The 24,034-nt window shown below is 38.4% G+C and carries 19 protein-coding genes; 7 read left to right on the top strand and 12 right to left on the bottom strand.

Annotation, left to right across the window (positions count from 1 at the left end; genetic code table 11):
* Window positions 1-13: 13 nt before the first annotated feature.
* From IQ247_RS11515 to IQ247_RS11505, 4 genes are all read right to left on the bottom strand, one after another.
* Complete coding sequence (locus IQ247_RS11515) at window positions 14-379, bottom strand: response regulator transcription factor (RefSeq protein ID WP_193920039.1); 366 nt, start codon at window positions 377-379, stop codon at window positions 14-16.
* 148 nt (window positions 380-527) lie between these two features.
* Window positions 528-689 carry a zinc ribbon domain-containing protein gene (locus IQ247_RS32530; protein WP_322745486.1) on the bottom strand — a complete coding sequence of 54 codons (162 nt, stop codon included), beginning with the start codon at window positions 687-689 and terminating at the stop codon, window positions 528-530.
* 22 nt (window positions 690-711) lie between these two features.
* Window positions 712-1,617, bottom strand: coding sequence for an RNA-guided endonuclease InsQ/TnpB family protein (locus IQ247_RS11510; protein ID WP_228059657.1), 906 nt, complete (start codon window positions 1,615-1,617; stop codon window positions 712-714).
* A gap of 339 nt (window positions 1,618-1,956) precedes the next feature.
* The gene (locus IQ247_RS11505) at window positions 1,957-3,177 is read right to left on the bottom strand and encodes a response regulator (RefSeq protein WP_193920037.1); all 1,221 of its coding nucleotides are present in this window, start codon (window positions 3,175-3,177) and stop codon (window positions 1,957-1,959) included.
* 744 nt (window positions 3,178-3,921) lie between these two features.
* Here IQ247_RS11505 and hmpF point away from each other — a divergent pair.
* Window positions 3,922-5,664, top strand: a complete 1,743-nt coding sequence (gene hmpF / locus IQ247_RS11500; protein WP_193920035.1) for a pilus motility taxis protein HmpF — start codon at window positions 3,922-3,924, stop codon at window positions 5,662-5,664.
* Window positions 5,665-5,713: 49 nt separating this feature from the next.
* On the opposite strand, the gene tilS is transcribed toward hmpF, so the two are convergent.
* The 6 genes from tilS to hemJ all read right to left on the bottom strand — a co-directional run bounded on the left by tilS (window position 5,714) and on the right by hemJ (window position 11,476).
* Window positions 5,714-6,709, bottom strand: coding sequence for a tRNA lysidine(34) synthetase TilS (gene tilS / locus IQ247_RS11495; RefSeq protein ID WP_322745489.1), 996 nt, complete (start codon window positions 6,707-6,709; stop codon window positions 5,714-5,716).
* Window positions 6,710-6,981: 272 nt separating this feature from the next.
* Entirely contained in the window at window positions 6,982-7,698 is a 717-nt protein-coding gene (locus tag IQ247_RS11490) for a peptidoglycan-binding domain-containing protein (protein ID WP_228059656.1), read from the bottom strand.
* Window positions 7,699-7,833: 135 nt separating this feature from the next.
* The gene (locus IQ247_RS11485) at window positions 7,834-8,697 is read right to left on the bottom strand and encodes a DUF6671 family protein (RefSeq protein ID WP_193920025.1); all 864 of its coding nucleotides are present in this window, start codon (window positions 8,695-8,697) and stop codon (window positions 7,834-7,836) included.
* A 304-nt stretch (window positions 8,698-9,001) separates the two neighbouring features.
* Complete coding sequence (locus IQ247_RS11480) at window positions 9,002-10,093, bottom strand: RNA-guided endonuclease InsQ/TnpB family protein (protein WP_193920023.1); 1,092 nt, start codon at window positions 10,091-10,093, stop codon at window positions 9,002-9,004.
* Window positions 10,093-10,734 carry an IS607 family transposase gene (locus tag IQ247_RS11475; RefSeq protein WP_193920021.1) on the bottom strand — a complete coding sequence of 214 codons (642 nt, stop codon included), beginning with the start codon at window positions 10,732-10,734 and terminating at the stop codon, window positions 10,093-10,095. Before IQ247_RS11475 ends, IQ247_RS11480 begins: the two co-directional genes overlap by 1 nt.
* A 157-nt stretch (window positions 10,735-10,891) precedes the next feature.
* Window positions 10,892-11,476, bottom strand: a complete 585-nt coding sequence (hemJ, locus tag IQ247_RS11470; protein ID WP_193920019.1) for a protoporphyrinogen oxidase HemJ — start codon at window positions 11,474-11,476, stop codon at window positions 10,892-10,894.
* Between the two features lie 626 nt (window positions 11,477-12,102).
* On the opposite strand from hemJ, the gene IQ247_RS11465 reads away from it, so the two are divergent.
* On the top strand, window positions 12,103-12,771 hold the full coding sequence (locus IQ247_RS11465) for a response regulator transcription factor (protein ID WP_193920016.1): 669 nt from the start codon (window positions 12,103-12,105) through the stop codon (window positions 12,769-12,771).
* A 158-nt stretch (window positions 12,772-12,929) separates the two neighbouring features.
* On the opposite strand, the gene IQ247_RS11460 is transcribed toward IQ247_RS11465, so the two are convergent.
* Both IQ247_RS11460 and IQ247_RS11455 read right to left on the bottom strand, forming a co-directional pair.
* Entirely contained in the window at window positions 12,930-14,357 is a 1,428-nt protein-coding gene (locus IQ247_RS11460; protein WP_193920014.1) for an IctB family putative bicarbonate transporter, read from the bottom strand.
* A gap of 291 nt (window positions 14,358-14,648) precedes the next feature.
* A complete protein-coding gene (locus tag IQ247_RS11455) occupies window positions 14,649-16,199 on the bottom strand; it encodes a GAF domain-containing sensor histidine kinase (RefSeq protein WP_193920012.1) in 1,551 nt (516 codons plus the stop codon).
* 784 nt (window positions 16,200-16,983) lie between these two features.
* Between IQ247_RS11455 and IQ247_RS11450 the strand changes: the two genes are divergently transcribed.
* The 5 genes from IQ247_RS11450 to IQ247_RS11430 all read left to right on the top strand — a co-directional run bounded on the left by IQ247_RS11450 (window position 16,984) and on the right by IQ247_RS11430 (window position 24,014).
* On the top strand, window positions 16,984-18,150 hold the full coding sequence (locus IQ247_RS11450) for a DegT/DnrJ/EryC1/StrS family aminotransferase (protein WP_193920010.1): 1,167 nt from the start codon (window positions 16,984-16,986) through the stop codon (window positions 18,148-18,150).
* 266 nt (window positions 18,151-18,416) lie between these two features.
* Window positions 18,417-19,310 carry a cyanoexosortase B gene (gene crtB, locus IQ247_RS11445; protein WP_193920008.1) on the top strand — a complete coding sequence of 298 codons (894 nt, stop codon included), beginning with the start codon at window positions 18,417-18,419 and terminating at the stop codon, window positions 19,308-19,310.
* A 194-nt stretch (window positions 19,311-19,504) separates the two neighbouring features.
* Window positions 19,505-20,218 (top strand): cyanoexosortase B system-associated protein, encoded by a 714-nt coding sequence (locus IQ247_RS11440; RefSeq protein WP_193920006.1) that lies wholly within the window; start codon window positions 19,505-19,507, stop codon window positions 20,216-20,218.
* Between the two features lie 232 nt (window positions 20,219-20,450).
* On the top strand, window positions 20,451-21,782 hold the full coding sequence (locus IQ247_RS11435; RefSeq protein WP_193920004.1) for a polysaccharide biosynthesis/export family protein: 1,332 nt from the start codon (window positions 20,451-20,453) through the stop codon (window positions 21,780-21,782).
* A 66-nt stretch (window positions 21,783-21,848) separates the two neighbouring features.
* Window positions 21,849-24,014 (top strand): GumC family protein, encoded by a 2,166-nt coding sequence (locus tag IQ247_RS11430; RefSeq protein WP_193920002.1) that lies wholly within the window; start codon window positions 21,849-21,851, stop codon window positions 24,012-24,014.
* The last annotated feature ends 20 nt before the right edge of the window (window positions 24,015-24,034 follow it).

Genomic DNA, 24,034 nt, shown 5'->3' with positions numbered 1-24,034 from the left:
ATTACTTTGCTCCTTATCCTCGCAGCAGTTGTTTGACTGTTCCGACCAATTCCGTTGGTTGAAAAGGTTTGGCAATATAAGCATCCGCCCCTTGTTTCATTCCCCAGTAACGGTCGAATTCTTCGCCTTTAGAGGAACACATGACAACCGGCACATTTTGAGTTTTCGGATCGGACTTTAACCGGCGACAAACTTCATAACCATTCATCCGGGGCATGACGATATCTAACACTACTAAATCGGGACAAATATTTTGAATTGTCTGTAGTGCCTCTAGTCCGTCCGAAGCGTGAGTGACTGACAAACCACTCGCCCTCAGCAGGTCTGTAATCATCTCCCTTTGTGCAATACTATCTTCCACAATCAGAACTGTACTCATAAATGTCTCATTACCTCCCGATGTAGATGTCCGTTAAATAAAACTTATCCAAAGCTACCCATCAATATATATCGAAAGGAATGAAGGCGTTTACTTCCTGCTTCACTCTGGGAACGTCGGCGTTATCCAGTGCATAGGCTAACACTGTCTAACTGACAGCTTTACTCAAATTGATTGCAGCGTTCAAATCGCCGTCTAAAGTAAAACCGCAATGGTCACATTCAAACACTCGTTCAGCCAAAATGAGTATTTCTTTTTTGATTCCACAACTAGAACAGGTCTTGCTAGACGGGAACCAACGGTCAACCACAACCAGGTTTGAGCCATACAGTTCACAAATGGTAGGTCAACTGTCTACGAAACTCGTAAAATCCCATATCAGCAATCGATGAAGCCAGTTTATGATTAGCTAACATCGAAGATACATTCAGGTTTTCAATCACTACTATGCCGTGGTTTTTGGCAAGTGATGTTGTTAACTTGTGAAGCGTCTCTTTAGGAATGTTGGCAATCTTTCTGTGCAGTCTACCAATTTGAATTTGGGCTTTTTTCCAGTTAGCTGAACCGATAATTTTATGGCGGTTTAACCACTGCATCCTGGACAACTTTGCTTCATATTTATTGTAAGATTTAGCACCTGTGATTATTTCACCAGTCGATAACGTCGCAAGGGTTTTCACGCCAAGGTCAACACCTACAACACTTGTATTACCATTATCCTGTTGTTCTACGTCAAATCGAAAACTAATAAACCATCTATCAGCTTGACGAGATATTGTACAGGACTTGATTAACACCTGTGGTAGTCGTTCGTAAGTTTTGAGGACACCAATAACAGGCAGTTGAATCTTGTTATGGCCTAAAATTTTGACTGTACCTTCAAGGGTGAAAGAGTCACGTTTACCTTTTTTCCTAAATTTGGCAACACCAGCAGTCTTATTGAAACAACGTTTCCAAGATTCCCTTAAAGCCATTAAAGCTTGCTGAGGTGTGGATTTAGAGCATTGGTAATACCATTGGTTTTCAGACTTCACGAATGCCACTAACCACTTGTACAAGTCAATAGCAGTGGGAAATTTTATTTTGGCATCGGGTAATCGTTTATTGTGGTCAATAATTTGCTTGGTTAAAGTCAGTCCCCAGTTCCAACTATGACGTGCTACTCCACAATGTTTGATCAACGATGTGCGAGTAAAGTGATTATTAAGTTTCAATTGGGTTTTAAAACCTAACAGCATGATGGTAACTCCGAAAAGCTATTCCCGAAAAACTTGCAGCTTATCCAGTTATTGTTGGGTAAGTAACATTTTGAATCATTTCTTTCTTTTAAGCATTTCACTCAATCACTACTTCCTGGACTTAATATGACCAAATTTAGACCAATTAACAAGTAATATTACCGTAATCATATAAAAGCTGCTTACTTAATATAAAGGTAGCCGTGGGTAGCTTTGTCCAAAAATTAACTTGCAGCTTCAAACCCCGAATTTTGCTCGATTAAAAAAATTATTTATTCACGGTTCTAGTAAGTATTTTGATAATTAGCTTAATTTCCAGTTCGTGATACTTTGCTTGAATCAACAAGTGCTGCTTTCTCCGACGTTGGCGATCGCACTGGAGGCTCGAACAAGATATTTTCTAATTAACAATAGCAATTCGGTTTGCTCGAAGGGCTTTGTCAAATAGTCTGTAGCCCCCACCATCTTTGCTCGAACTCTATCGATATAGCTACTTGTGCCGCTAAGCATGATAATCGGAACGAGTCGGAATGCGCTAGAGTGTCGCAGCATTGCACAAAGTTCGTAACCATCCAAACCGGGCATGACAATATCGCATAAAATCAAATGCGGCTGTAGTTGAAAAACGCAATTGAGCGCCTCCAAAGAATTAGTAAAGGCGATTGCATTATAGCCTTGTAGTTGTAAAATAGACTTCACACTTTCGCAAATCGCGGCTGTATCGTCAATACATACTATGGCTTGTTGGTTTTTCTGCGAGTGCTGCACGGTTTCTGGTTCATGGGTTAAAGATAGCACGGTATCTTGGGATACTATATGTATTAAACCCTGTTGTACGTAAGGATATATTGCTTTTGCTAATGTCAAAACATCTCGATTTAGGTAGCGAGCGAGTTGACGCAGGGAAGTTTTACCATCTGTCCAATGTTGTAATTTTTCGACAGTAGAAGAAGCCAAAGAGGAACGTAGACGGTGAATGTCAGTCAAAAAAGGACATTGATCTGGAGACTGAATATAGGGATATAGCTGCTTCCACTCCTGTAACTGCTTGAAAATTTTGCTCACAAGAGGCGCAATTTCCAAACTAGTCAGTTGCGGGGCTAAAGGTTGATCCGACTCAAAAATAAAATTGCCTTGACGCAAACTCAATAAATCAAAAAGAGTTTCATGTACCAACCCATATACAATGCTACGAGCCTGAATCGGATTAATAATATCTTGCTCTAATAGCCTCCATAAATAGCTGTATTCGGGTGCAGACAATGACTTATCAGAATCCTTTTTTGAAAGTGTTTCTTCTCCTTGCAGTTTAATTCGGTAGTACCGTAAGTAATCGCGAAGACGGAATACAGTACTATTACCTTCTTGAGAGTAAATTATTTGACCGTTGAGAAAAAAAACAAACCAAGTCCGGGGCAAAGATGCTTCAGTATAACCGTAACCAAACTTACTAGTGTTACACGAATCATCAGCTTCAATAAACAGTGACCCAGTTCGCTGTCCCAACTCAATCAATTGCAGGATACTGTGTACATCAATCTCACTTAAATTTCCCTGCATTTAGCAACTAGGCACTCCTTGTTATCCAGTTTACATTCTTTGTTCATTGTGTCCAATTTTTTCCAGAGTTAACAGAAATATTTGAATAATTAGCAAAAAAGCTCAAAACACTCAGACAAAAATTTTACCAACTAGATGATTTTTATTTATAACTCAGCAACAATCAAAATTGAGGATTTGCAAAAAAGATTAGCATCAACCTAGACAAGTTTCTGATTTGTTCGTGTTTTTATTCAAGTGAAACGAAATATTCCTTAATAATCCTGTTGATAGTTGGTAATAATACGGTAGCCATTGACCACTTCATAAGTAGAAAATGTACAGATACGATGGAAGTCGATTATATAAAAATCAATATGCAATGATTAACAACGCATATGACCGAAAAAATTTGAGATTTGAGATTTGAGATTTTGCGGAAAGTTTCTGATGTCAAATTGGATCTGAGCAAACTTTTGAAGAGGGATTTTGGATTAAACTATCAACTATCAAAGATTTCAAGCGCCTAGTTTCCACTAGGTCACAAATCGATTTATGTCTTACGGACGGAATGAAAGTTAATCCAAAATTCTCAAGCCCCTGAATTGATTTACGGGGACAATCTAAAATCGTCAATCCAAAATCCAAAATTGATTGACATTTACAGTTGTATTATTTCGCCGATTTGAAGTGAAATAAACCAGTAATGTCGTTATCTATCGTTTTAAGAAACATCATTCAAGTACATCAATAAGGATTTGCGGTGTGCTGTATTTAGCGGAAGTACAAAAACAAAAGGGTGGGTTACTCGGTGGTGGTGCCAAAACCGAACTAAAACTGCTGGCTTGTCAACGAAAAGACCAGAATTGGAGTACGGTAAACGAGGAAGTAATTGCGGCTGAAGAAGCCAGCAAACTAAATGATGGCGCACTTGTGCTAGCTGAACTGAATGCAACTCGTCAGGTACAGCGATTGCAAGAAGCTGGTCGTCCACTAGTAACCATTTTGCAGAATTTTTCCCGTCAATTGGAAAAATTCAAAGTCAAAGAAGAGGAAATAGACCAGTGGAAAGAATCGCTAACATTTCAAGGACAGGAATTAAGCCGCCGTGAAATGGATTTGGAAGCACGAGAAGAACAAGTGCAACAAATCGAACAAGAAGCGCAGCAGGTAGATGCAAAACTTCAAGAAGTTGAAACTTCTCGTCAGGAAATTCAACGATTACAAGAAGAAATCGAGCGCAATCGTCAAGAACTTGCGGGTGCTTGGGAGCATTTGCGCGGTGAACAGCGTCGCTTGGAAGAAGTTAGTGCTGAAGTTAACCAAGGAGCGGTTTTAGATGAGGAAAAAGCTCGGTTAATCAGTGATTTATTAGAAAAACTCTCTAGTAATATTACTCAACCCTCAAAGGTTCGCGAACATCTCAATCATGCATTCGAGATGATAGAAACTCAGCAATCTATCCTGAATCCTCATTTTCAACAACTCGAAAACCAAAAAGCCGAAGCTAACGAACATCTGGCAGAAGTTGAGCGTTTATCACAGCAACTTCAAGCAACTAATTGTTTTTTGCAGCAAACTCAAGATTCTTTATACGAAAAGACATTAGAATTGAAGTCAAATACCGCGACTCTTGAAAGCAAACAAGAACATTTGCAGATGCTACAAGAGCAATTGCACGAACGTGAAAAATTACACGAGCAGCTTAACTCGTTGAATGAAAATTATAGTAATTCTACCCAGTCTAATTTAACTCTTAATTTTGATGTAGAAATTGTAGAATCTTTATCTACAGCAGAACTCAAACAAACAGTTGAAGATTTGCAGCATAAATTAAATATTGACTCCAGCTTTGTTGAAGAACAGGAACAAGAACTCAACTACAAGCAACAAACAATAGATGAATTGCAAGAAAAGATCAACTCAGTTTCTCAAGCTGAACGTTCTGCACTAGAAGAAGAACTTTCTGATGAAAAAGACAGTTATCAGATGCTCAACGAAACTTTAGTCGGTCAGCGTCGTAGTTTGGTAGAGCGTCAGGAATTACTCACACAGCACCAAACATTACTCTCTCACAGAGAAGGAAATCAAGCAAACCAAAAAAGTCAACAATTAGATTTAAGTCCAATAGTAAATCAAATTGAACGAGAGCGACAAAAGTATTCCCAACAACTGGAACAATTACAAGCTGAAATCGAGCAAATGCGTCATAGCATTCAAGCGGCACGGGAAATAATTGACACTCAAACTGAAGAACAAGATATTAAACGTCAAGAATTGCAAACAATGGAGGAAAACTTGTCCGCCCTGCAAACTGCAAATGCTCAAATTTGGGCTAGAGTTAATCTTTATCAAGAAACTCTTCAACCAATACAGGATTCCTTGGATGGTTTGCGACACAAATTACAAGCTATTAGTGAAGCTTTGACACAATTAGAGGAAAGTGGTGATTCCCAACACCAAGCGGTTACCCAGATGCGTTCTTTTATCGATAATTTAATGGCTTAGTTATCAGTTACCAGTCCTCAACAACGGTGTATAGTGGGAGATCGGATAGCTAGCATATCAAACAAATCCATTCGTCCTCTACTACAGCTATAACACCTCCGGGAAATGGATCAGTTTGGGAGCGGTTTGGTGCTGCAATTAAAGCGACTAATTTTTCAATATGCTCGAAGTTCGGAGCGTTGGACATTATTTGTTGTAAAATTTGGCGTATCGCTCGACGTTGCAAGGCTAATGGCGCTTTTTGCAATACTTGACGATTCAAGCGTAAAAGGGTGAAAGAATTCTCTGGCTCGTCAGTTTGAACTTCAGCTTTTTGACGCAATTCATCGGCAGCTTGCTCTAAATATTCTACTTCGGCTTGTAAAAGTTCTGCTGTTTGAGCTAAATTTGACTCTACTTTTGGGTTGAATTTTTCTTGTAAATATGGTAATAATTCCTGACGAATACGATTGCGAGCATATTTCAAATCAAGGTTTGTGGAATCTAACCAAATTTGTAATTGAAAATCTTGACAAAATTTACCCGTTTGGCTACGAGTTACTTCTAAAAGCGGACGTACCAGCATAATCTGATTTAATAGCGGACGCTGCCAAGTTAAAGCCTGTAAACCATCTGCACCGCTACCGCGAATTAAATTATAAAGCAAAGTTTCCGCTCTATCGGTTGCAGTATGCCCTGTTATTATGCATTGATAATTATTTGTAAAGGCGATCGCGCTAAAAACTTGATACCGCCAATTTCGTGCTGCTGCTTCACTTTTCAACGGTTGGGAAGCTGTCTCTAAGTAAAAAGGTATACCCCATTTCTCGGCAAGTTGTTCGACATACTTAGCGTTTGCTTGCGAGTCGTCGCGCCATTTGTGGTCGCAATGAACAATACCAAGATACCAACCCCATTTAGGTTGTAAATCTAACATTAGCTGAGTTAAGCACAGAGAATCTTGTCCGCCAGAAACTGCAATTAATAATCTTTGATTACGCTTCAAGAGATGTCGCGAACGTATCGTATGATGTACGCTTGCGTGTAGGGAAGTCCACACAGGAATTTTAGATTTTAGATTTTGGATTTTGGATTTTAGATCGAACTAATTATGCAACAAAGCCTTTTGAATTATATTTTGAATTATATATTAATTAATTGTTTAAATAGAAGTCGGGTTTCTAAAAGAAACCCGACTTCTTAACCCTGACGGGGTGTATTTTTTTTGCAGCTTCATATAAAAATGGTATTAGAGCATTTTGCTGCTTAGCTAAGCAAGCTTACCAGGAAAAGAAACATCTCCCCGTTTGCTTTTCTTTGTTGTGGTAAAGCCAAAAACTATAAACCAAAGTGACTAATCAAAGCTGCAAGTTCCATTAGATAATCCCAGGTTTGAGAGCCAATCACTCCATCTACTATTAATTCTTTATCGTTTTGAAAAGACTTAACTGCTGCTTGAGTTTGATATCCAAATACACCATCAATTTTGTCAAAGTAGTAACCGTCAAAGCCTAAAATTTCTTGAACAAACGGAGAAAATTTGAGAACACTTTGAACTTTAGCAACATCATCGCAGTGACTACCGCGATATAACAAAGGTAAATCGGGACGCTGACCGATGTAAAGTGCTTCCCAGGTAACGACTCCAACAATACCATCTTGCTTTAAAAACGTGCGATACTGAAATATTTCAACTGCTAATAAAGTAATTTCGCCGAATACACCATCAATTACCAGACTTTCAACGTCGGGAACTCTCTTGATTAAGAATTTTTGCAATTGTTTGACTGAATCTCCAGTCGCACCAAATTTTAAGGTAGGTTGTTTAATTTGAACTGAACTTTGAAGCATGAATCTCTCCATATCATTCTTTTCTGTCATAGACATCAAGATGATAGTTAAAGATTCCGTAGATGAAGCGGTTACACCAACGGGTACTTTGGGCAATTGTAAGTAAATATACTTTGCTAATGGGTAATGGGTAATTGGTAATTGGTAAAGTAGGAATATTTTACTTTTAATCCCATTTATGTATGAATATGTACTTAACCACATCCGGTGGGCTTTGCTTGTTGGTTCCCCAGAATAAGCGTCTGGAGGGCGTTCACGCCGGGGGCATCTGTAAGGACATGGGTAACTATAGCGCAACCTCTGCTAACTCCTAACTCCTCACTGCTCATTCCTTCCTAATTAAGGATTGCAGTAGATACATTGAGACGGATCTGCAAACTGTTTAGCATCAGGAAATAATTTTTCTTTAACAAACCCACATTTTTTGCATTTATAAATTGCAGTTTTAGTTAAAGTAGTTGGAGTATTACACCATTCACAAGGTAATCCAGGGATACGTTTAATAATATCAAAACCTGGTGTTGAACATTTCGGACACAAACTATTAATTTTTTCTAAAAGGTTATAAGTTGCTTTCTCAATATTTTTCATTCGTGTGGGATTGCACATCGCTCGCATATCAGTTTCTAGATATACTGTATTATTGAATGATTTTGTCAAACTATGATTTACGGCTTCAACTAATGCTTTTTCTGTAGTGATTCCTTTGATTATCTCCTCAGTATTTTTGGGATTTTGATTCAACATGACAATCAAACCATGCTCAGGGAAACCGACTTTTTCGCCAAACTCAAATGCTTGTTTGATGTCTGTAATTTTTGCATGATTGTAATTAGTATCTGTAGATAATTCTTCCCCGATAATTTCTAAATTATTTTCTCGATCAATAAAAATAATCACTTCTCGATTGCATGAAATATAAGGAAAATGAGGGTGAGGAGCAAAACTACCTTCGCTAGCAATTCCCAAACTTTCACCAGTTAACAAAAGCACTTTTTCTACTTTCAATCTTGCTGCTTCTATTTGACTACCAGAACGCTTTATTTCTCTTGTAAAAGAACCAAATCTATCAGTATTAAAGTTTTGCGGTACTGTTACCTGAATGCCCAACTCTCTCTCTAAAATTGGAGCGATAACTCTCTCCTTGCGATGCATGGTAGCTAGTACCGCAACTCTATTACGAAATAATGTATGACTATCCATAAACACAGTTTATTAAGTCAACTACAAATCAATATGATACACCGGGATTTTTTATCGATGCACAATTAATAATTATTGACTGAGAATTGATAAATGCGTTTTCGGTTCCATGATACTTATTAGATTGAAGGCACTCAACATGAAAATTTTTTTCCGAGCCATGAATGTAAGCATTTTTCTGACTACTCCGTTATATAAAACTTACCCAAAGCTATCCACTGATATACATCCTTGGAATGCGGGTGTTTAATTCCTGCTTCATTCTGGAGAAGTCGGCTTTAACCAGTCCACAGGCTCTCACCGACTAACTGCCGGATGCGTACAAACTAAGATTGATTGCAGCGTTCAAATCACGGTCAATGACAAAGCCGCAATGACTACACTCAAACACTCGCTCATTCAAGGTGAGTGTTTCTTTTTTGGTTCCGCAATTAGAGCAAGTCTTAGTGGACGGGAACCATCGGTCAACTACAACCAATTTGGAACTATACAGTTCGCATTTATAGGTCAACTGTCTACGAAACTCGTAAAATCCCATGTCAGCGATTGCTTTAGCTAGCTTATGATTAGCCATCATTCCAGATACATTGAGGTCTTCAATGACTACTGTGCCGTGGTTATTGGCTAATAGCGTTGTAAGCTTATGCAAGGTATCTTTCCGGATATTGGCTATTTTTCTATGTAACCTAGCTATCTGCAATTGTGCTTTCTTCCAGTTAGCTGAACCAATTATTTTATGGCGGTTCAACCACTGCATTCTAGACAGCTTTGTTTCGTACTTTTTGTATGACTTTGCACCTGCGATGACCTCACCAGTAGATATAATGGCAAGGTTTTTAACACCAAGGTCAACGCCTACAACGTCTGTGTGTTCTGAGCTTTGTGTTTCTACCTCGAACCGAAAGCTGATAAACCATCTATCAGCTTGACGATTAATTATGACTGACTTAGGTTTGACCTGTGCTAGACGTTCATAAGTTTTGAGAACACCAATCACAGGTACTTGAATCTTGTTGTTGCTCAATATTTTAACTGTGCCTTCAAGAGTGAAAGAATCACGCTTGCCTTTTTTCTTGAATTTTGGAACTCCTGCTGTTTTGTTAAAGCAGCGTTTCCAGGATTCACGTAACGCCATTAACGCTTGTTGTGGAGTAGATTTGCTGCACTCGTAATACCATGCATTCTCAGACTTCACTAATGCTACGAGCCATTTATGTAGGTCGATAGCAGTAGGAAATTTAATTTTGGAATCGGGATTAATTTTGTTATGGTCAAGGATTTGTTTTGTCAGAGCCAGTCCCCAATTCCAGGCATGGCGAGCCACCCCACAATGTTTGATCAATGCTGTGCGTTGCAAGTTGTTAAGCTTCAATTCTGTTTTGAAGCCTAAAAGCATCACTGTACCTCCTTAACAACTTGAGTCATACCATCAATTAATTTCTTGTTTTTCTTGCTTCTAGAGCCATACAAACGTGCTGAAAAAACTGTTATGAGTTCAATCATGTCTTGTACCAGTTCTTGTTCAAACGTCACTTCCTCGCTTGACTTGTTAATGATTACCACTTCTGTCTCAAATTCCTCACACATTGCAAATACTAACTCTGCACCGAATCTTAGCAACCTGTCTTTATGAGTCAAAACAAGTCTGCTAACATCGCCTTGCATGATGCGTTTGAGAAGTTTCTGGAGTCCTTTTTTCTGATAGTTCAAGCCACTTCCTAAATCTTGGATAGTTTCAAACTGCCATCCATTAGTAGTGCTGAATGCTTCTAGCACCTGCACTTGACGCACTAAATCTTCTTTGTGGTCATAGCTTGAAACACGAGCGTAATTAATGGTTATGCGGTCATCTAGCTGGTTTAGCTCTCGTGGTGTGATGCGTTTAATATCAGCTAGAAAAAATCTTCTTTGTCCTGAAGGTGAACGCTCTGAACGAATCTTTCCTGAATCAGCCCACCTCCGTAATGTCTTTGTTGAGATGCCAAGTTCTTTAGCCGCATCTCCAATACTTAGAGTCACTTCTGAAATATTTTCCATATCAGTTGATGATATAGGCTATATCTCAATAGTTACCCATTTCGGAAAAGGTGTCAAGCTTTGTCCAAAGATATAGTTACAGTTCATCACCCTACTCCCTATTAACTTACAAGTCAACTGCTCTTCATAGCAAGAGTAATCTAAAATCCCAAATTGTCTAGGTTTGCTGTTGAGGAACTTGAGAAATTTCTGCCGACAACTTTTCCTTATCTTGACGACGTTTTTTAGCGTAAAGCTGAATAGTTATAGCCGTTGCAATAATTAACCCAAAAATCCCCCAAGCCGTAATATCGGTAGGAAGATTATTTTTAAATACTGCTAACAACACAATTAGAATTAACATGATTGTAGGTGCTTCATTCAAAGCTCGTAGCTGCTGACTACCCCATTTACATTCGTTTGCTGCTAGTTGTTTCATTAAACGCTTGCAGTAGTGATGATAGCCAATTAACAACACCACAAAAGCAAGTTTGACGTGCAACCAAGGCTGTTTTAGTACTTCCGGTTCCGTTGATAATAAACCGATCGCCATTGCGATAGTTACTAACATTCCTGGTGTGGTAATAATACTGTAGAGGCGTTTCTCCATAATTTGATACTGATTTTTCAATATCGTGCGTGCGGGTTCCGGTTCCTGTTCGGCTTCTACGTGATAGATAAACAAACGTACTAGGTAAAACAACCCAGCGAACCAAACTACAATACCGACAAGATGAAATGCTTTAAACCAGGAATAAGCCATGAATCGTGACCGTTCTAAACTTTTTTAAAAGGGGCGACATAAATATTAGGTTACGATAAAAAGACTTTAAATAACTGCCGATTAAACATTGCTCGGTGAACAAATACGAACGTTTATGTTGCCTGGAGTGACTTTGAGGTAATGTGTTTTTTTGTGTAGATGTCTAAATCACTTTTGTCTGGGAATATCCTGGATTTCTCACAAGTTAAGTGGTAAGCGTTGAGTGACGGATTGATTTTCCCACTACTCACTACCCACTACCCACTACTACTTCCTTCTTGTTTGTGACAAATGCGGGATATGTTCGCTGAGAAGTCGGGTTTTGACAACGGTTATCTTGTTTTACAGATATTTAAGTCCAAAAACCACACTTTATTAAGTTTACGAAGCGAAGGTATGATTTTTTTTGCGAATAAAAGTAATATTTCTTCATGTAAAATTAATATAAAATTTATTCAAATGATTTAATATTTTTTTAATAAATTCAGTCTTAAGAAAATGAATCTGAGATAATGCTGTCATAGTATGGAACGTAAGAGAGTACTGCTCGCGGAGGTAATATTTATCGATAGTACTCAATTAAATCAAGAAATAAAGTTAAAAAATGTTTGTGGGGTGTAAGGTCTATGCCCTTTAAAATCCTTGTAGTGGATGATGACCTGGGTACTCGTTTGTCTATTAGTGATTATCTCGAATTATCTGGCTATAAAGTAATAACAGCAAACGATGGTCAAGAAGGTTTGATGATGGTGGATAAGCATCATCCTGACTTGATTGTTACCGATATTATTATGCCGCAAATGAACGGGTATGAACTAGTGCGTCGCGTGCGGCAAAAAGTGGAATTTCGTTTGTTACCCGTAATTTTGTTAACAGCAAGAACCCAGACACAAGAAAGAATTTTGGGTTATCAATCTGGGTGCGATTTGTATTTACCCAAGCCTTTTGAACTTGAAGAGTTAGCAGCTGCGATTAATAATCTTTTACAACGAAGTCGAATTATTCAATCTGAGTATCAATTATCCTTACAAGAAAATCTCAAAAAAGCAGGGCGTAGCAGTGAAATAGGTTTTTCCGATGGTGAAACAACTAAATTATATGAATCTCTGACAAATAGGGAACAAGAAGTATTAGAACTTTTAACGCATGGACTTTCTAATGCTGAAATTGGCGATCGCCTTCATCTGAGTCCTCGAACTGTGGAAAAATACGTTAGTAGCTTGTTAAGAAAAACCGATACTAGTAACCGAGCTGAATTGGTACGTTTTGCAATGGAGCATGATTTGGTGGAGTAATAGATAGTTGATGATTGATGGTTGGTGGTTGATGGTGGTTAGTCGGTGTAGAGCGGTTAATGGGAGCGCTTTCTTCTGTAGGGTAACAAGTTGGGTTTTGAGGATGATTGTCTGTTATTTGGAGATATTTAACCTCAAAACCCGACTTCTGATTATTGTTAATTTGCGCTTGCTTGAGGAGAGGATGAATTGAGGTGATTTGTTTGATTTTGAGGTAATGGTTTCCAGTAGCTAGCAATTAAACCAACCATTAACCACCATAAAGTATTTATCTGGGGACGATACCATACAGTATCAACAAAACCCTGACCGAGCATACCCACTAAAGCGGCAATTCCTGCAATTAACCACAAACCTTGTGCATTACGTTCCAACATCAACCGTCGTAGCTGTATGAAACCAGAGTTAAACGTCACAATTAACAGCCAAATAAAACAAACAAAACCGATTAAACCAGTTTCAACGGCAACTTCTAGAAAAATTGAATAAGCACTTAAAGCAGTAAAATTAGGACGTTGGTAAAGGGGATAAACTTGATTAAATGCGTTGTTACCTGGACCAATACCGATGAGTGGATGGTCTTTAATCATTTCAATCACAGCCATCCAAACATTAATGCGGAAGTTATTACTGCTATCACCTCTACCAGCAAAAATACTTAAAACTCTTTCCCGTACTGGTGGAACAAATAATATGGCGAGAATAAATACTGTTCCTAAACTTCCTAGAAGAATTGGCATCGACCAAGTACGCCAAAAAGGAGGCATATCGATACTCCACCAATACAGTAGTAATACGAATAATACTAAAAATGATATTACTAAACCAATCCAACCGCCACGACTAAAAGTAAGAACTAAACAAGCACCATTGACAATAAACATGGTAAGTGCTAAGGCTTTAGTAAACCCGCTACGCCATGCGAAAATGGCAATGAAACTCAAAATTACCGCAGGAAGAAGATACCCAGCAAGTAAATTAGGATTACCTAAATAGCTATATACCCTCGTAGTTTTAGATAAAGATGATTCTGGATCTACCCAAGTTGCCAGTGCTTTAGCACCAAAAAACCATTGTCGTAAACCGTTGACGCTGACAATTAAAGATATATGTAGGTAAACGGTAATTAACCAAGAACGAACGCGAGCAGATTTGAGCAATCTCGCACAAAGAGCAAACAACAGTAAATATAAAGTTAGTTTTGTCCAGCCTGTAAATGCGGCTTTTTTTACTGGGGATAATGATGTTGCGACAGTCGCAATTCCCCAGTAAAGGAGAATCAGCAAATGTATCGGTGTAATTCCCGTAGCGTTAGCAGATGCGGGTTGATCAGCTAAAGTTAGCAGCAACCAAAATCCGACACAAGCTACAAGTAGTAAACCAATTAATCCGTTAGAAACAAAAGGAGCCAGAATATATACAAGGCTTAATAGCACAACTGCGATCGCGTCACCCCATTTGAGTAAAATACTAGTTTGTCGCCATTCGCTTAAAAGCCCTACTACAAGACGATGTAGATAGCTAGTAGTAATGTATTGTTTTAGGGGAAGGGAAGATAAAGTTAATTGTTGCCAAAAGAAATCCATACAAGGAAAGCCTTATTTAATTAGCATCGAGCGAAAACCTGGACTAATAATAATGTGCTTAGTCCAAAAAAGGTAACAAGGTAGATTGCATTTGAGAAAATTAATTGTCAATCTTCCCAATATTGCTGATGGGGTAATAGTTTTATATAGTTTTTTTGCTTAACTATTACCGCTTACCCATCACTCATTACAAATTACCCATAATCCGAAAATTTCCCCGCCGATACTAATTAGAAATTGTTGAGAAAGCAACCAATGCCAAAAATTAAATTCCAGAATGTATAGTCAAATTTATACATCTGCTACAGTTTCAGCACTGTCCGCCTCTATCGGTAAACAAAGTACATAGCGGTATCCCGATTCTGTTGAACCTTGAATTGTGATTTCACCACCGTGTAACTCTGCTAACTGACAGCTAAGTAATAAGCCTAGGGTTTCGCGAGACACCCCACCAGATTGCGATCGACTTTCAACTTCGGATGAATCAACAGCAGTTCCACCCGAAGAAATATTCTCGGTTGCGGGAAAAATATCGCTGCGCCTCGGTAAACTGATGACTTTTTCTGGATTTCCTAAATTAGTTTTGAAAGCTGAGGTGATATCGGATGCGAGTTCCATCGAAGATATCTCAGCAAGACGGAAATAAGGATCTACTTCAGTTATTCCTTCTCCCAACCAAGGATGAGAAACCCAAATCGTCAGGTTTAGGGCATCTTCTTTGTAAGAAACATGAATCCTCACCACACTACCTGTTGCAGAAAGCTGAATCACGCTAAAAATCAGGTGATACAAAATTTGCCGCACTTTATCTTTATCTAATGGCAAAATACGATTTCGTCCGGGTTCTATAGATAGACGAATATCTTGCTCGCGACGGGCTGCTGCTTCTTCTAAAGTATTGATAGCTTGTTGACAGAGCATTTCAATATCTACGGGTGTGAGATTTAGTTCGGTATTTGTATCATCCATTGCTCCCAACTCAGAAATCTCATTTACCAAAGAAAGCAAATATCTACCACTATGTTGAATAATCTCTAGATATTCTCTTTGCTTAGTTGTTAAAGGACCATAAATTTCTCGTCCTAAAACACTAGCCATACCCAGCACTGATGTTAAGGGGGTACGTAGTTCCATGGTTAACTGTCCTAAAAGCTGCAATTTCAATTGACTGGTAAAAACCGAGTCTTGAAAAGCTGGTGTAGTGATTTTGATTTCCGAGGTATTGGACTCTTGGAATTTGTGATTTGTTCTAGAAGAACTATTTCTGAGTGGAGGTGCTTGCAGTAATCGATTGCGTTCAAATTCACTCATGCTCCAACGAGCAATGATTTGTAAAAACTCGATGTCGCGAGTTGTGAAATTGCGTGGAATTAAATCCATCACAGCCAACGCACCCAAACAATTACCTTCTGCGTCAATCAGTGGTACTCCTAAATAAGCACGAATCCCATAGTCTTGCACTAACTTACTAGATACTAGTTCCGCTTTATCCAACTTGCGAGTATCTTGAATCACTACCATTTGCGCGTTTTCTACTACCTGGGTGCAGAAAGATTCTTGACGTGATAATTGACGAGTTTGTGCTAATTGATTCATCAGTCCCAATCGGGATAAACCCACTGCTGACTTGAACCAATGACGTTCATGATCCACAAATCCCAGAATCGAAATAGGTGCTTCGATAAAGTGAGCAGCAGTTTGAGTGGCTTCTTCAAAAACCGGGATTGTTTCTGGCTGCCGCAAACCTAGCTTCAATAAAGCTTGAAGACGTTGCTGCTCTTCATTTTCAGGGGTTGACCAACCATCTTTCGGGGCAAACATTTTATTTTGAGGCTCTACCATTACCACTGCTACCTTGATATTTCTTGGAAACTGTATTTCATCTAACCGTTATTTCGAGGTCTTTACTATTCTTAAGCATTCCCCAAATTCACCTCAGACAAACAGGTTTGAATTTTTTTTTTATCAACCGGGAAATTTATCTTACCTGTAAGTACCCGTTTTATAGATAAAATGACTTTGGTTGCCAATTTTATCTAGGCTCAAATAATTGCCATAAAACAAGTAGTCAACGGGGATTTTTTTATTTATTAAATGATTACCGTGAGTCTACTTAATTTGATGATGATGATATTTATCTTTGTAAATACACTGTTGTCATTCTTTTTGAAAAGGCTATGAATGATAATTAAATGCAACTGAAAAATCATCAGTTAAATCCAAAGAAATTCAAATATTTTGAGTAAATTCACTTATAATTATTAATCAATTTTTATTTTAATGATTTAAAAATATCACTCATCCCAAATCAAAATAACAGTCAATTATCAAATTAAATACTTATACAAGCCAAATTGCAATAATTTGGAAATATTGTATACCAATGAATTGTTTAATTTTTGAGGAAATCATCAAATAATTAAACATCATAAAAATAAGACAAAATTAGATAAAAAATAGCCAAGCACAACTTAAATAGTGAATGCAGCTTAAGATAAAATTGTTTTCATGTAATATTTACAAAAACTTTATATATTTTATTTGCTAATTTCTCAGTATTTAGTCATAAATAGAACAGGCTGTTGTCAAAAAGTTTTAATATTCATTTAAAGAGGTTGCGGATTAGATGAATCAGATAAATGTCAGAATTCCCTTTGTAGACCTAAAATTACAGCACCAATCGATTGAAATAGAAATGCGGCAAGCGATTGAAGATGTATTAGAACGGGGAGATTTTATATTAGGTAAAGCATTGCGGGATTTTGAAGCAGCATTTGCTTTTGCTTGCGGTGCAGAATACGGGGTTGGGGTTGCTTGTGGAACCGATGCGATCGCTCTTGGTTTACAAGCTTGTAATATCGGTGCTGGTGCCGAGGTGATTCTGCCTGCAAATACATTTGTTGCAACCTTAATTGGAGTATTGCGTGCCGGTGCAAAACCAGTTTTTGTTGATTGCGACCCAAACACTGCTTTAATAGATCTGGGGGCAGCAGAAAATGCGATTACATCACAAACTCAAGCAATTATTCCGGTACATTTGTACGGTCAAATGGTATCTCCGAAAGAATTATTAGACTTTGCCGAAAAGCATAATCTATTGATTTTTGAAGATGCAGCACAGGCACATTTGGCTCAAAGAGATGGATATCAAGCAGGTTCTTTAGGAATAGCAGCAGCATATAGTTTTTATCCTAGTAAAAACTTGGGTGCATTTGGTGATGGTGGAATGCTAGTGACCAAAGATAAGGAAGTAGCCCAAAAAATGGTGCGGTTACGGAATTATGGAGCATCTCAAAAATATTTTCATGTAGAATCAGGTACAAACAGTCGTTTAGACACTTTACAAGCAGCAGTACTGCATCAAAAGTTACCTCATTTAAAAGAGTGGAATGCCGATCGTTTGAGGATAGCTCAGGAGTATGATCGCGAATTAGCACCTTTACAATCTTGGGGAATTACTCCCATAGAAAATAAAAGTGCTGACGGACACGTTTATCACCTTTATGTAATCAAAGCGGAAGCTGAATGTTCTCTAGAAAGAGAACAAATTCAAGAAAAACTTGCCGATGTGGGAATTCAAACAGGAATTCATTACCCGATTCCTTGTCATCTCCAGCCTGCTTTCAGCGATTTAGGCTATGAAATCGGAGACTTTCCTCATTCTGAAAAGCTAGCCAAACAAATATTATCCTTACCAATGTATCCCGGATTAACCAGCAGCCAAATTAAAGAAGTAGCAGCAGTTATTGCATCAGCAGTAAGTGAAAGACAAGAGAAATTGCTTCATATTTAAAAGCTGATTTGAGAAAATAGGGAATAGGAAAACAAGAAATTTATCGGTAATCTGTTTAGGATTTTAGGAGTAGGTATTTTTTCCCAGGAGCCAGCTTGAGATTTGAGATTTTACTGATATTTGGCTTCAAAATGGAACTTTTTGAACATTGTGATTTCTCATTAAATACAGACATCATAAAAGCCAAAATCTAGATATAAAATCTAAAATCTTTAACAGTTGGCGTTTTTATTTAATTTTACAATTTAATTAAATCAACTCAAATTATGTTAACTCAGCGCCAAGCAAAATATTCAATTGCACCAAAATTATTTGATTTCGCAATATTAGCTATCTTGATATTGCTTTATGCTCCCTTAATATATTATTGGTTCGACGGTTGGCTAAACAAGAATATTAGTATAGAACACGAATATTTTAGTCACGGCATGATTGGTTTTCCATTTGCGGCTTATCTAGTTTGGATGAATCGGAAAAAATGGCAAAGATTAGCGAATAGAAGTCATATCTTGGGTGGCATATTGTTAGTAATCGGAGGAGTTTTTTATCTGAGCGGAGTTGGTGAATGGGTAAACCTTTCTTTTCCTGTAATATTGGCTGGATTGTGTTTGTGGTTAAAAGGAATTGCAGGTTTTAAATTACAGGGTTTTCCTTTAGTACTAATTCTGCTGGCAACACCTAACTCAGTACCATACTTAATAGCACCTTTTACTTTGCCTTTGCAAAGCTTTATTGCTGGTACTGCTGGCTTTATACTTAATCAGCTTGGTCTACCTATAGTTGTAGATGGAATTAACATATACGCAAACGGACGCATCGTAGAAGTTGCACCTTACTGTGCAGGGTTAAAAATGCTGTTTACTACGATGTACGTTGGTTTAATCCTGCTTTATTGGACTGAGACTTTATCATCTCGACGCAAAAGCATTTGGTTTTTATCAACAGCAGCGATAATCAGCGTTACCGCAAATATCATTCGCAATACTTTACTAACCTTTTTTCATGCTACGGGACAAGATGGTGCTTTTCATTGGTTGCACGACAGTTGGGGCGGGGATTTGTATTCCGCTTTGATGCTACTGACGTTAATACCAGTAATTAATTGGATCGATAGTTATTTTTCCGAAAATTCAATGGATTTACAAGATGAAATTCAGTAAAATTTCTGTTGTCAATACTGCATAATAAATAAAGTACTGTTGAAATTACTGAACTCAAAGCGTCAGGATAAAAAGTACAATTTTGTTTTTTGCAGTTAACACTTGACCAATCATTCCTTGATGGTAAAAGTCTCCGGATTGATTCACGAGGTCAATCCCAAATCCCAAATCTAAAATCCAAAATTGTTTGACTAATGATTTCCCTTTCCCGATTTTTTAAGGAACGTCAATTTTTGCAGATAGCAGCCCTTATCCTATTATTGCTGCTACTGGGGATAGGGGCATTACCTGGATATCTCCAAGGCAATTGGCGATGGAAACAACCACCACCCATTACTAACCTCCGGGAATTGAAAGAATTGCGTAAAACCGGCTTGATATTACCTGGTTGGAAAATTACTCAACAACAAGAACAGAAATTGGGTTCAGGTAAATGGTCTTTACAAGTTATGGAAAAAGAGAATGGCAAGCAAACAGCTATATTGTTGTTGTTGCCTCAAAATGGACCAAAAGAGCAACCACAGGTAGAGTGGAGTGAAATTGATAGTTGGGGAAGAATGCAATGGGGAGAGTGGCAGGTTGCTCAATCTCGGCAAGGGGAATTTACGGTTAAACAGTCACAACTAAAAGACGAAACTAAGGTAAAAGCGAAATTTTTCCGTGCATCCACCAAAAATCAAAGTTTTGCTGTATTGCAATGGTACGCTATGCCTAACAGCGGACATTTTTCACCTTTAAACTGGTTTTGGGCAGACCAGTTAGCACAGTGGCACAAGCAGCGTGTTCCGTGGGTTGCTGTTAGTTTATTTATTCCAATGGAGCCTTTTGGGCAAGTAGAAACAACTTGGCAACAAGTAAAGTCTATTGCTCAAACCGTGCAAACTAAATTATTTGATTTTAATTCTTGATTCGCAGATTTTTGAATTTGTCTGTTGAGTTAAGGGAGTAGGGAGTAGGGAGTAGAAAATTTACATGAGATTACTAACGGTAATTTTACTAGGAGAAGTATAAATAATATGTAAAAAAAGAAAATATAAAAAATATTTTTTAAGTCTTTAGTTTTTTTTAATAGACCGCTTAACGCTATTTTTATTGCTTCAAGCTGATAAAGCACAGATATTTAGAACTCGATTAGGTTATATGCGTGGATTCAACGCTTTTTGCGTCGCTAGTCTTCAAGTAAGTGTTTTTTTTGTAACAGCTTCTCAACCTGCTTTTGCTCAAATACCCCCAGAAAACAACTCTATCCAATCAATTCCCGCACCTCCAAGCGACCCGGAGTTTTTAGCTCCGCTACCTGCAAATGACGATGGAGAAATTTCGCCTGTATTTACTCGATATCTATTAGGAGCGGGTGATGGGGTAGCTATATTTGTGGAATCACCCCAAGGAGCTTACCGTTTAGGAGAAGGAGATGGAATTACTGTAATAGTGCAGCGTTTTCCAGATTTGAGCTTTCAAGCATCGATTAATCGACAGGGAACTGTTGTAGTACCCTTGGTAGGAACTGTATCGCTGCAAGGTTTAACCTTAGAACAAGCACAAGCAAAGATTCGGGCTGGCTTGAATCGTTTTGTAGTCGAACCCAGTGTTACTGTATCATTAGCTGCACAACGTCCTCCAATAAATTTTCAGACGCAAGTTGATTTAGAAGGTAACATCACAGTTCCACGACTGGGGAAAGTCTCGGTACAAGGTTTAACTTTAGAAGAAGCCCAAGAAAAAATTCGGTTGAGTTTAGAGCGAATTCAAGTAGACCCGGTAGTCACAGTTTCCTTGATATCGCCGCGACTTGTCCAAGTAAATGTTGCCGGAGAAATCACCAGACCAGGAGTTTATCCCGTAGGGACTCCACAACCGAGTGTTCTTGATGTTCTACGGATAGCTGGAGGTTCAACGATAGCAGCGGATTTACGACAAGTGCAAGTACGTCGCAAATTGATTGATGGTTCCACCGTCTCACAAAATATTGATTTGTACAGTCCTTTATTGAATGGTGGTACTTTCGCTTCATTACGCTTACAAGATGGTGATTCCATAATTATTCCCCGTCGCGAAATCGGTACAGATGATGGTTATGACCGTAATATAGTTGCACGTTCATCTTTAGCACAACCTGTAATTAGAGTCCGCGTACTCAATTATGCGAATGGCGCAATCATTACCCAAAATTTACCTAGCGGTAGCAGCTTTATTGATGCTTTGGGAAGTGTAAGTATTGGTCGTTCCGACTTAACGAACATTGCTTTAGTCCGCTTTGATCCAGAACAAGGTAGAGCCATTACCCAGAAACTAAACGGAAGAAGAGTACTTAGAGGAGATGCTTCCCAAAATGTACCATTGCAAGATAACGATGTGATTATTGTCGGTCGAAATTTGATTGGTAAAATTACCAATGTTCTTTCAAATGCTACTAGACCTTTCTTTGATATTCAATCTTTTGTGCGCTTTTTTGAAACCTTTAGTTTTTAAATCTCAATATAAATCAACTGATATAGTTCCGATCTGCCGTCAATTCTGTTTGTATCTACTTTTACCATGACTCCACCGATTGTTAAACGCTATTTAATTGCTTTCGATAAATACAAATGGATTGGATTGGCAAGTTTTGGTTTGGTTGTCGCAGGGTCAACCATATTAGCCGTACAACCAGAACCAGCACCCAAATTTACAGCCGCTGGTGCTTTAACCTATACCCGTCCACCAGTGAGTTTTTCCGCAACGGGTACTGAAATTCAGCAAAGAGGTTTGGCGTTATCGAAAGAAGTCTTACTACAAGATAAAGTCATTGAAGCTGTTGCAACCAAAGTTAATGTAAAGCCAAAAAAAATTGGTAGCAATGTTGCAGTTAGCATACCCGAAATAGCCGCTGACGGGCAGTTAAATGGTGCAATTATTAGCATTAAATACCAAGATACCGACGGTAAAAGAGCGCAACAAACAGTACTTGGTTTAATGGAAGCAATGGTGCAATTAAGCGCCGAGATTAACACCGGACGATTACAAGCAATTATCGACAAAATTGAGGAAAGACTACCTTTTGTTAACAAAGAATTACAAGAGGCTGAGAAAAAACTCGAACAATACGACAGAATAGAACGTCCCGCAATACTAGCTGCTGAAGATGGTAGTTTGCTCAACGCAATTACAGGTAGCCAAAATCAGGAAAGACTAATTAAATTGACTATTTCTGGTATTGATGCTCAAATTCGTAGCTTGCAGCAAAGATTGGGATTGAGTCCTCAGCAAGCATATACTTCTTCGGCGTTGAGCGCAGATCCAATTATTGCCAATTTACGCAGTCAAATTTATCAAGTTGAATCCCAGATGGAGGTTTTCAGAAAAGACTTGCGTCCTACTCATCCTAATATGATTCAGTTGCAGCGTCAAAAAGATGCTTATGAACGACTGTTGCAAGAACGTGCCAACGAGGTAGTTGGTGGTGGTGGTGCCCTTGCTCCTTTACCTAATGTTTCCGGTGTTCGCGCTCAAAGTAATTTAGATCCAGCCAGACAGCAGTTAGCAAATCAACTGGTTGCTTTACAAACTCAACGAGAAACTTTACAAAGGCAATCAATTGATTTAGTACAAGAAAAAGCCAAACTACAGCGAGATTATGCTCTTATACCGAATAAGCAACTAGAGCGATCGCGATTATTACAGCAGGTTGGTTTAAAAAAAGCTGTCTATGATCAGATGCAGGCCAAATTAGTCGATGCCAAAACCGCAGAAGCAGAAACTGTAAGTACTTTAGCAATCGCTCAACCACCAGTGGTTATACCAGAGGAATCAACTGCTAAGAGTATACCGATAACTTTAGGTATAGGTGGTTTCTTAGGATTATTAATTGGTGGTGGTGTAATCTTCTTGTTAGGTTCCCTTGAAGGTACTTTCAAAACCAAAGAAGATATTCGCAACGCTCTCAAGCAGCGAGAAGTTTTGCTACTTGCAGAATTACCTATAATGCCCATTGAAGACAGCGACCAAAAACTTGTTCCCGTAGTAATTTCTGCCGATTCTCCCTACATGGAATTCTTAGAAAAATTCCGTTCTAATTTGCGTCGCATCGGTGGTAAAAAAGTAAAAGTAGTGTTAATTACTAGTACTGGTAGTTTAGAAGGTAAAACAACAAGCGCTTATAACTTGGGTATTGCCTCCGCTCGCGCCGGAAAACGCACCATTATTATCGAAACAGATTTGCGATCGCCATCTCGTTGTGAATCGTTGAAGGTAAATCCCGATTCCAATGCCAATATTGAACCCCTACGCTATTATGCCAACAGCGAATGCATTCGCCTTGTTCCCGATGTAGAAAATTTATACATAGTACCAAGTCCTGGACCATTACGCCAATCAGCCGCAGTCTTAGAATCAAGCGAATTACGGCGATTAATTGAGGATGCCAGAGAAAGATTTGACTTAGTAATTTTAGATACAACACCCTTGGGTTTATCAAACGATGCGTTACTAATTCATCCTTATAGCGACGGTATGATTATGGTAACTCGACCGAATTACACTCAAGAAAATGTATTGGGTGAAGCCGTTGATGAATTAGTCGAATCTGACATGGGTTTATTAGGAGTAGTTATCAACGGTGCTGATGTCAATTTCACCTTTGAAGAACCAATTTCAGATATTGAACAAGAAGACTCAGAAGTTTTAAATCCGGAAGAGTATTCAACAGGAGTGCATCGGAATTAAAGGATGGGGAGATGGGGAGA

The organism is Plectonema cf. radiosum LEGE 06105 (assembly GCF_015207665.1).
Lineage (GTDB): Bacteria > Cyanobacteriota > Cyanobacteriia > Cyanobacteriales > Nostocaceae > Rivularia > Rivularia radiosa_A.
The sequence above is the reverse complement of the archived record's forward strand: the minus strand, read 5'-3'. Positions and strand labels throughout refer to the sequence as shown.

Excerpts from the sequence above, each read along its gene's own strand:
- IQ247_RS11515 (WP_193920039.1), bottom strand. The coding sequence starts at position 379 with ATGAGTACAGTTCTGATTGTGGAAGATAGTATTGCACAAAGGGAGATG.
- IQ247_RS11510 (WP_228059657.1), bottom strand. The coding sequence starts at position 1,617 with ATGCTGTTAGGTTTTAAAACCCAATTGAAACTTAATAATCACTTTACT.
- IQ247_RS11505 (WP_193920037.1), bottom strand. The coding sequence starts at position 3,177 with ATGCAGGGAAATTTAAGTGAGATTGATGTACACAGTATCCTGCAATTG.
- IQ247_RS11490 (WP_228059656.1), bottom strand. The coding sequence starts at position 7,698 with ATGTGGTTAAGTACATATTCATACATAAATGGGATTAAAAGTAAAATA.
- IQ247_RS11485 (WP_193920025.1), bottom strand. The coding sequence starts at position 8,697 with ATGGATAGTCATACATTATTTCGTAATAGAGTTGCGGTACTAGCTACC.
- IQ247_RS11480 (WP_193920023.1), bottom strand. The coding sequence starts at position 10,093 with ATGCTTTTAGGCTTCAAAACAGAATTGAAGCTTAACAACTTGCAACGC.
- IQ247_RS11475 (WP_193920021.1), bottom strand. The coding sequence starts at position 10,734 with ATGGAAAATATTTCAGAAGTGACTCTAAGTATTGGAGATGCGGCTAAA.
- hemJ (WP_193920019.1), bottom strand. The coding sequence starts at position 11,476 with ATGGCTTATTCCTGGTTTAAAGCATTTCATCTTGTCGGTATTGTAGTT.
- IQ247_RS11465 (WP_193920016.1), top strand. The coding sequence starts at position 12,103 with ATGCCCTTTAAAATCCTTGTAGTGGATGATGACCTGGGTACTCGTTTG.
- IQ247_RS11460 (WP_193920014.1), bottom strand. The coding sequence starts at position 14,357 with ATGGATTTCTTTTGGCAACAATTAACTTTATCTTCCCTTCCCCTAAAA.
- IQ247_RS11455 (WP_193920012.1), bottom strand. The coding sequence starts at position 16,199 with ATGGTAGAGCCTCAAAATAAAATGTTTGCCCCGAAAGATGGTTGGTCA.
- IQ247_RS11450 (WP_193920010.1), top strand. The coding sequence starts at position 16,984 with ATGAATCAGATAAATGTCAGAATTCCCTTTGTAGACCTAAAATTACAG.
- crtB (WP_193920008.1), top strand. The coding sequence starts at position 18,417 with ATGTTAACTCAGCGCCAAGCAAAATATTCAATTGCACCAAAATTATTT.
- IQ247_RS11440 (WP_193920006.1), top strand. The coding sequence starts at position 19,505 with ATGATTTCCCTTTCCCGATTTTTTAAGGAACGTCAATTTTTGCAGATA.
- IQ247_RS11435 (WP_193920004.1), top strand. The coding sequence starts at position 20,451 with ATGCGTGGATTCAACGCTTTTTGCGTCGCTAGTCTTCAAGTAAGTGTT.
- IQ247_RS11430 (WP_193920002.1), top strand. The coding sequence starts at position 21,849 with ATGACTCCACCGATTGTTAAACGCTATTTAATTGCTTTCGATAAATAC.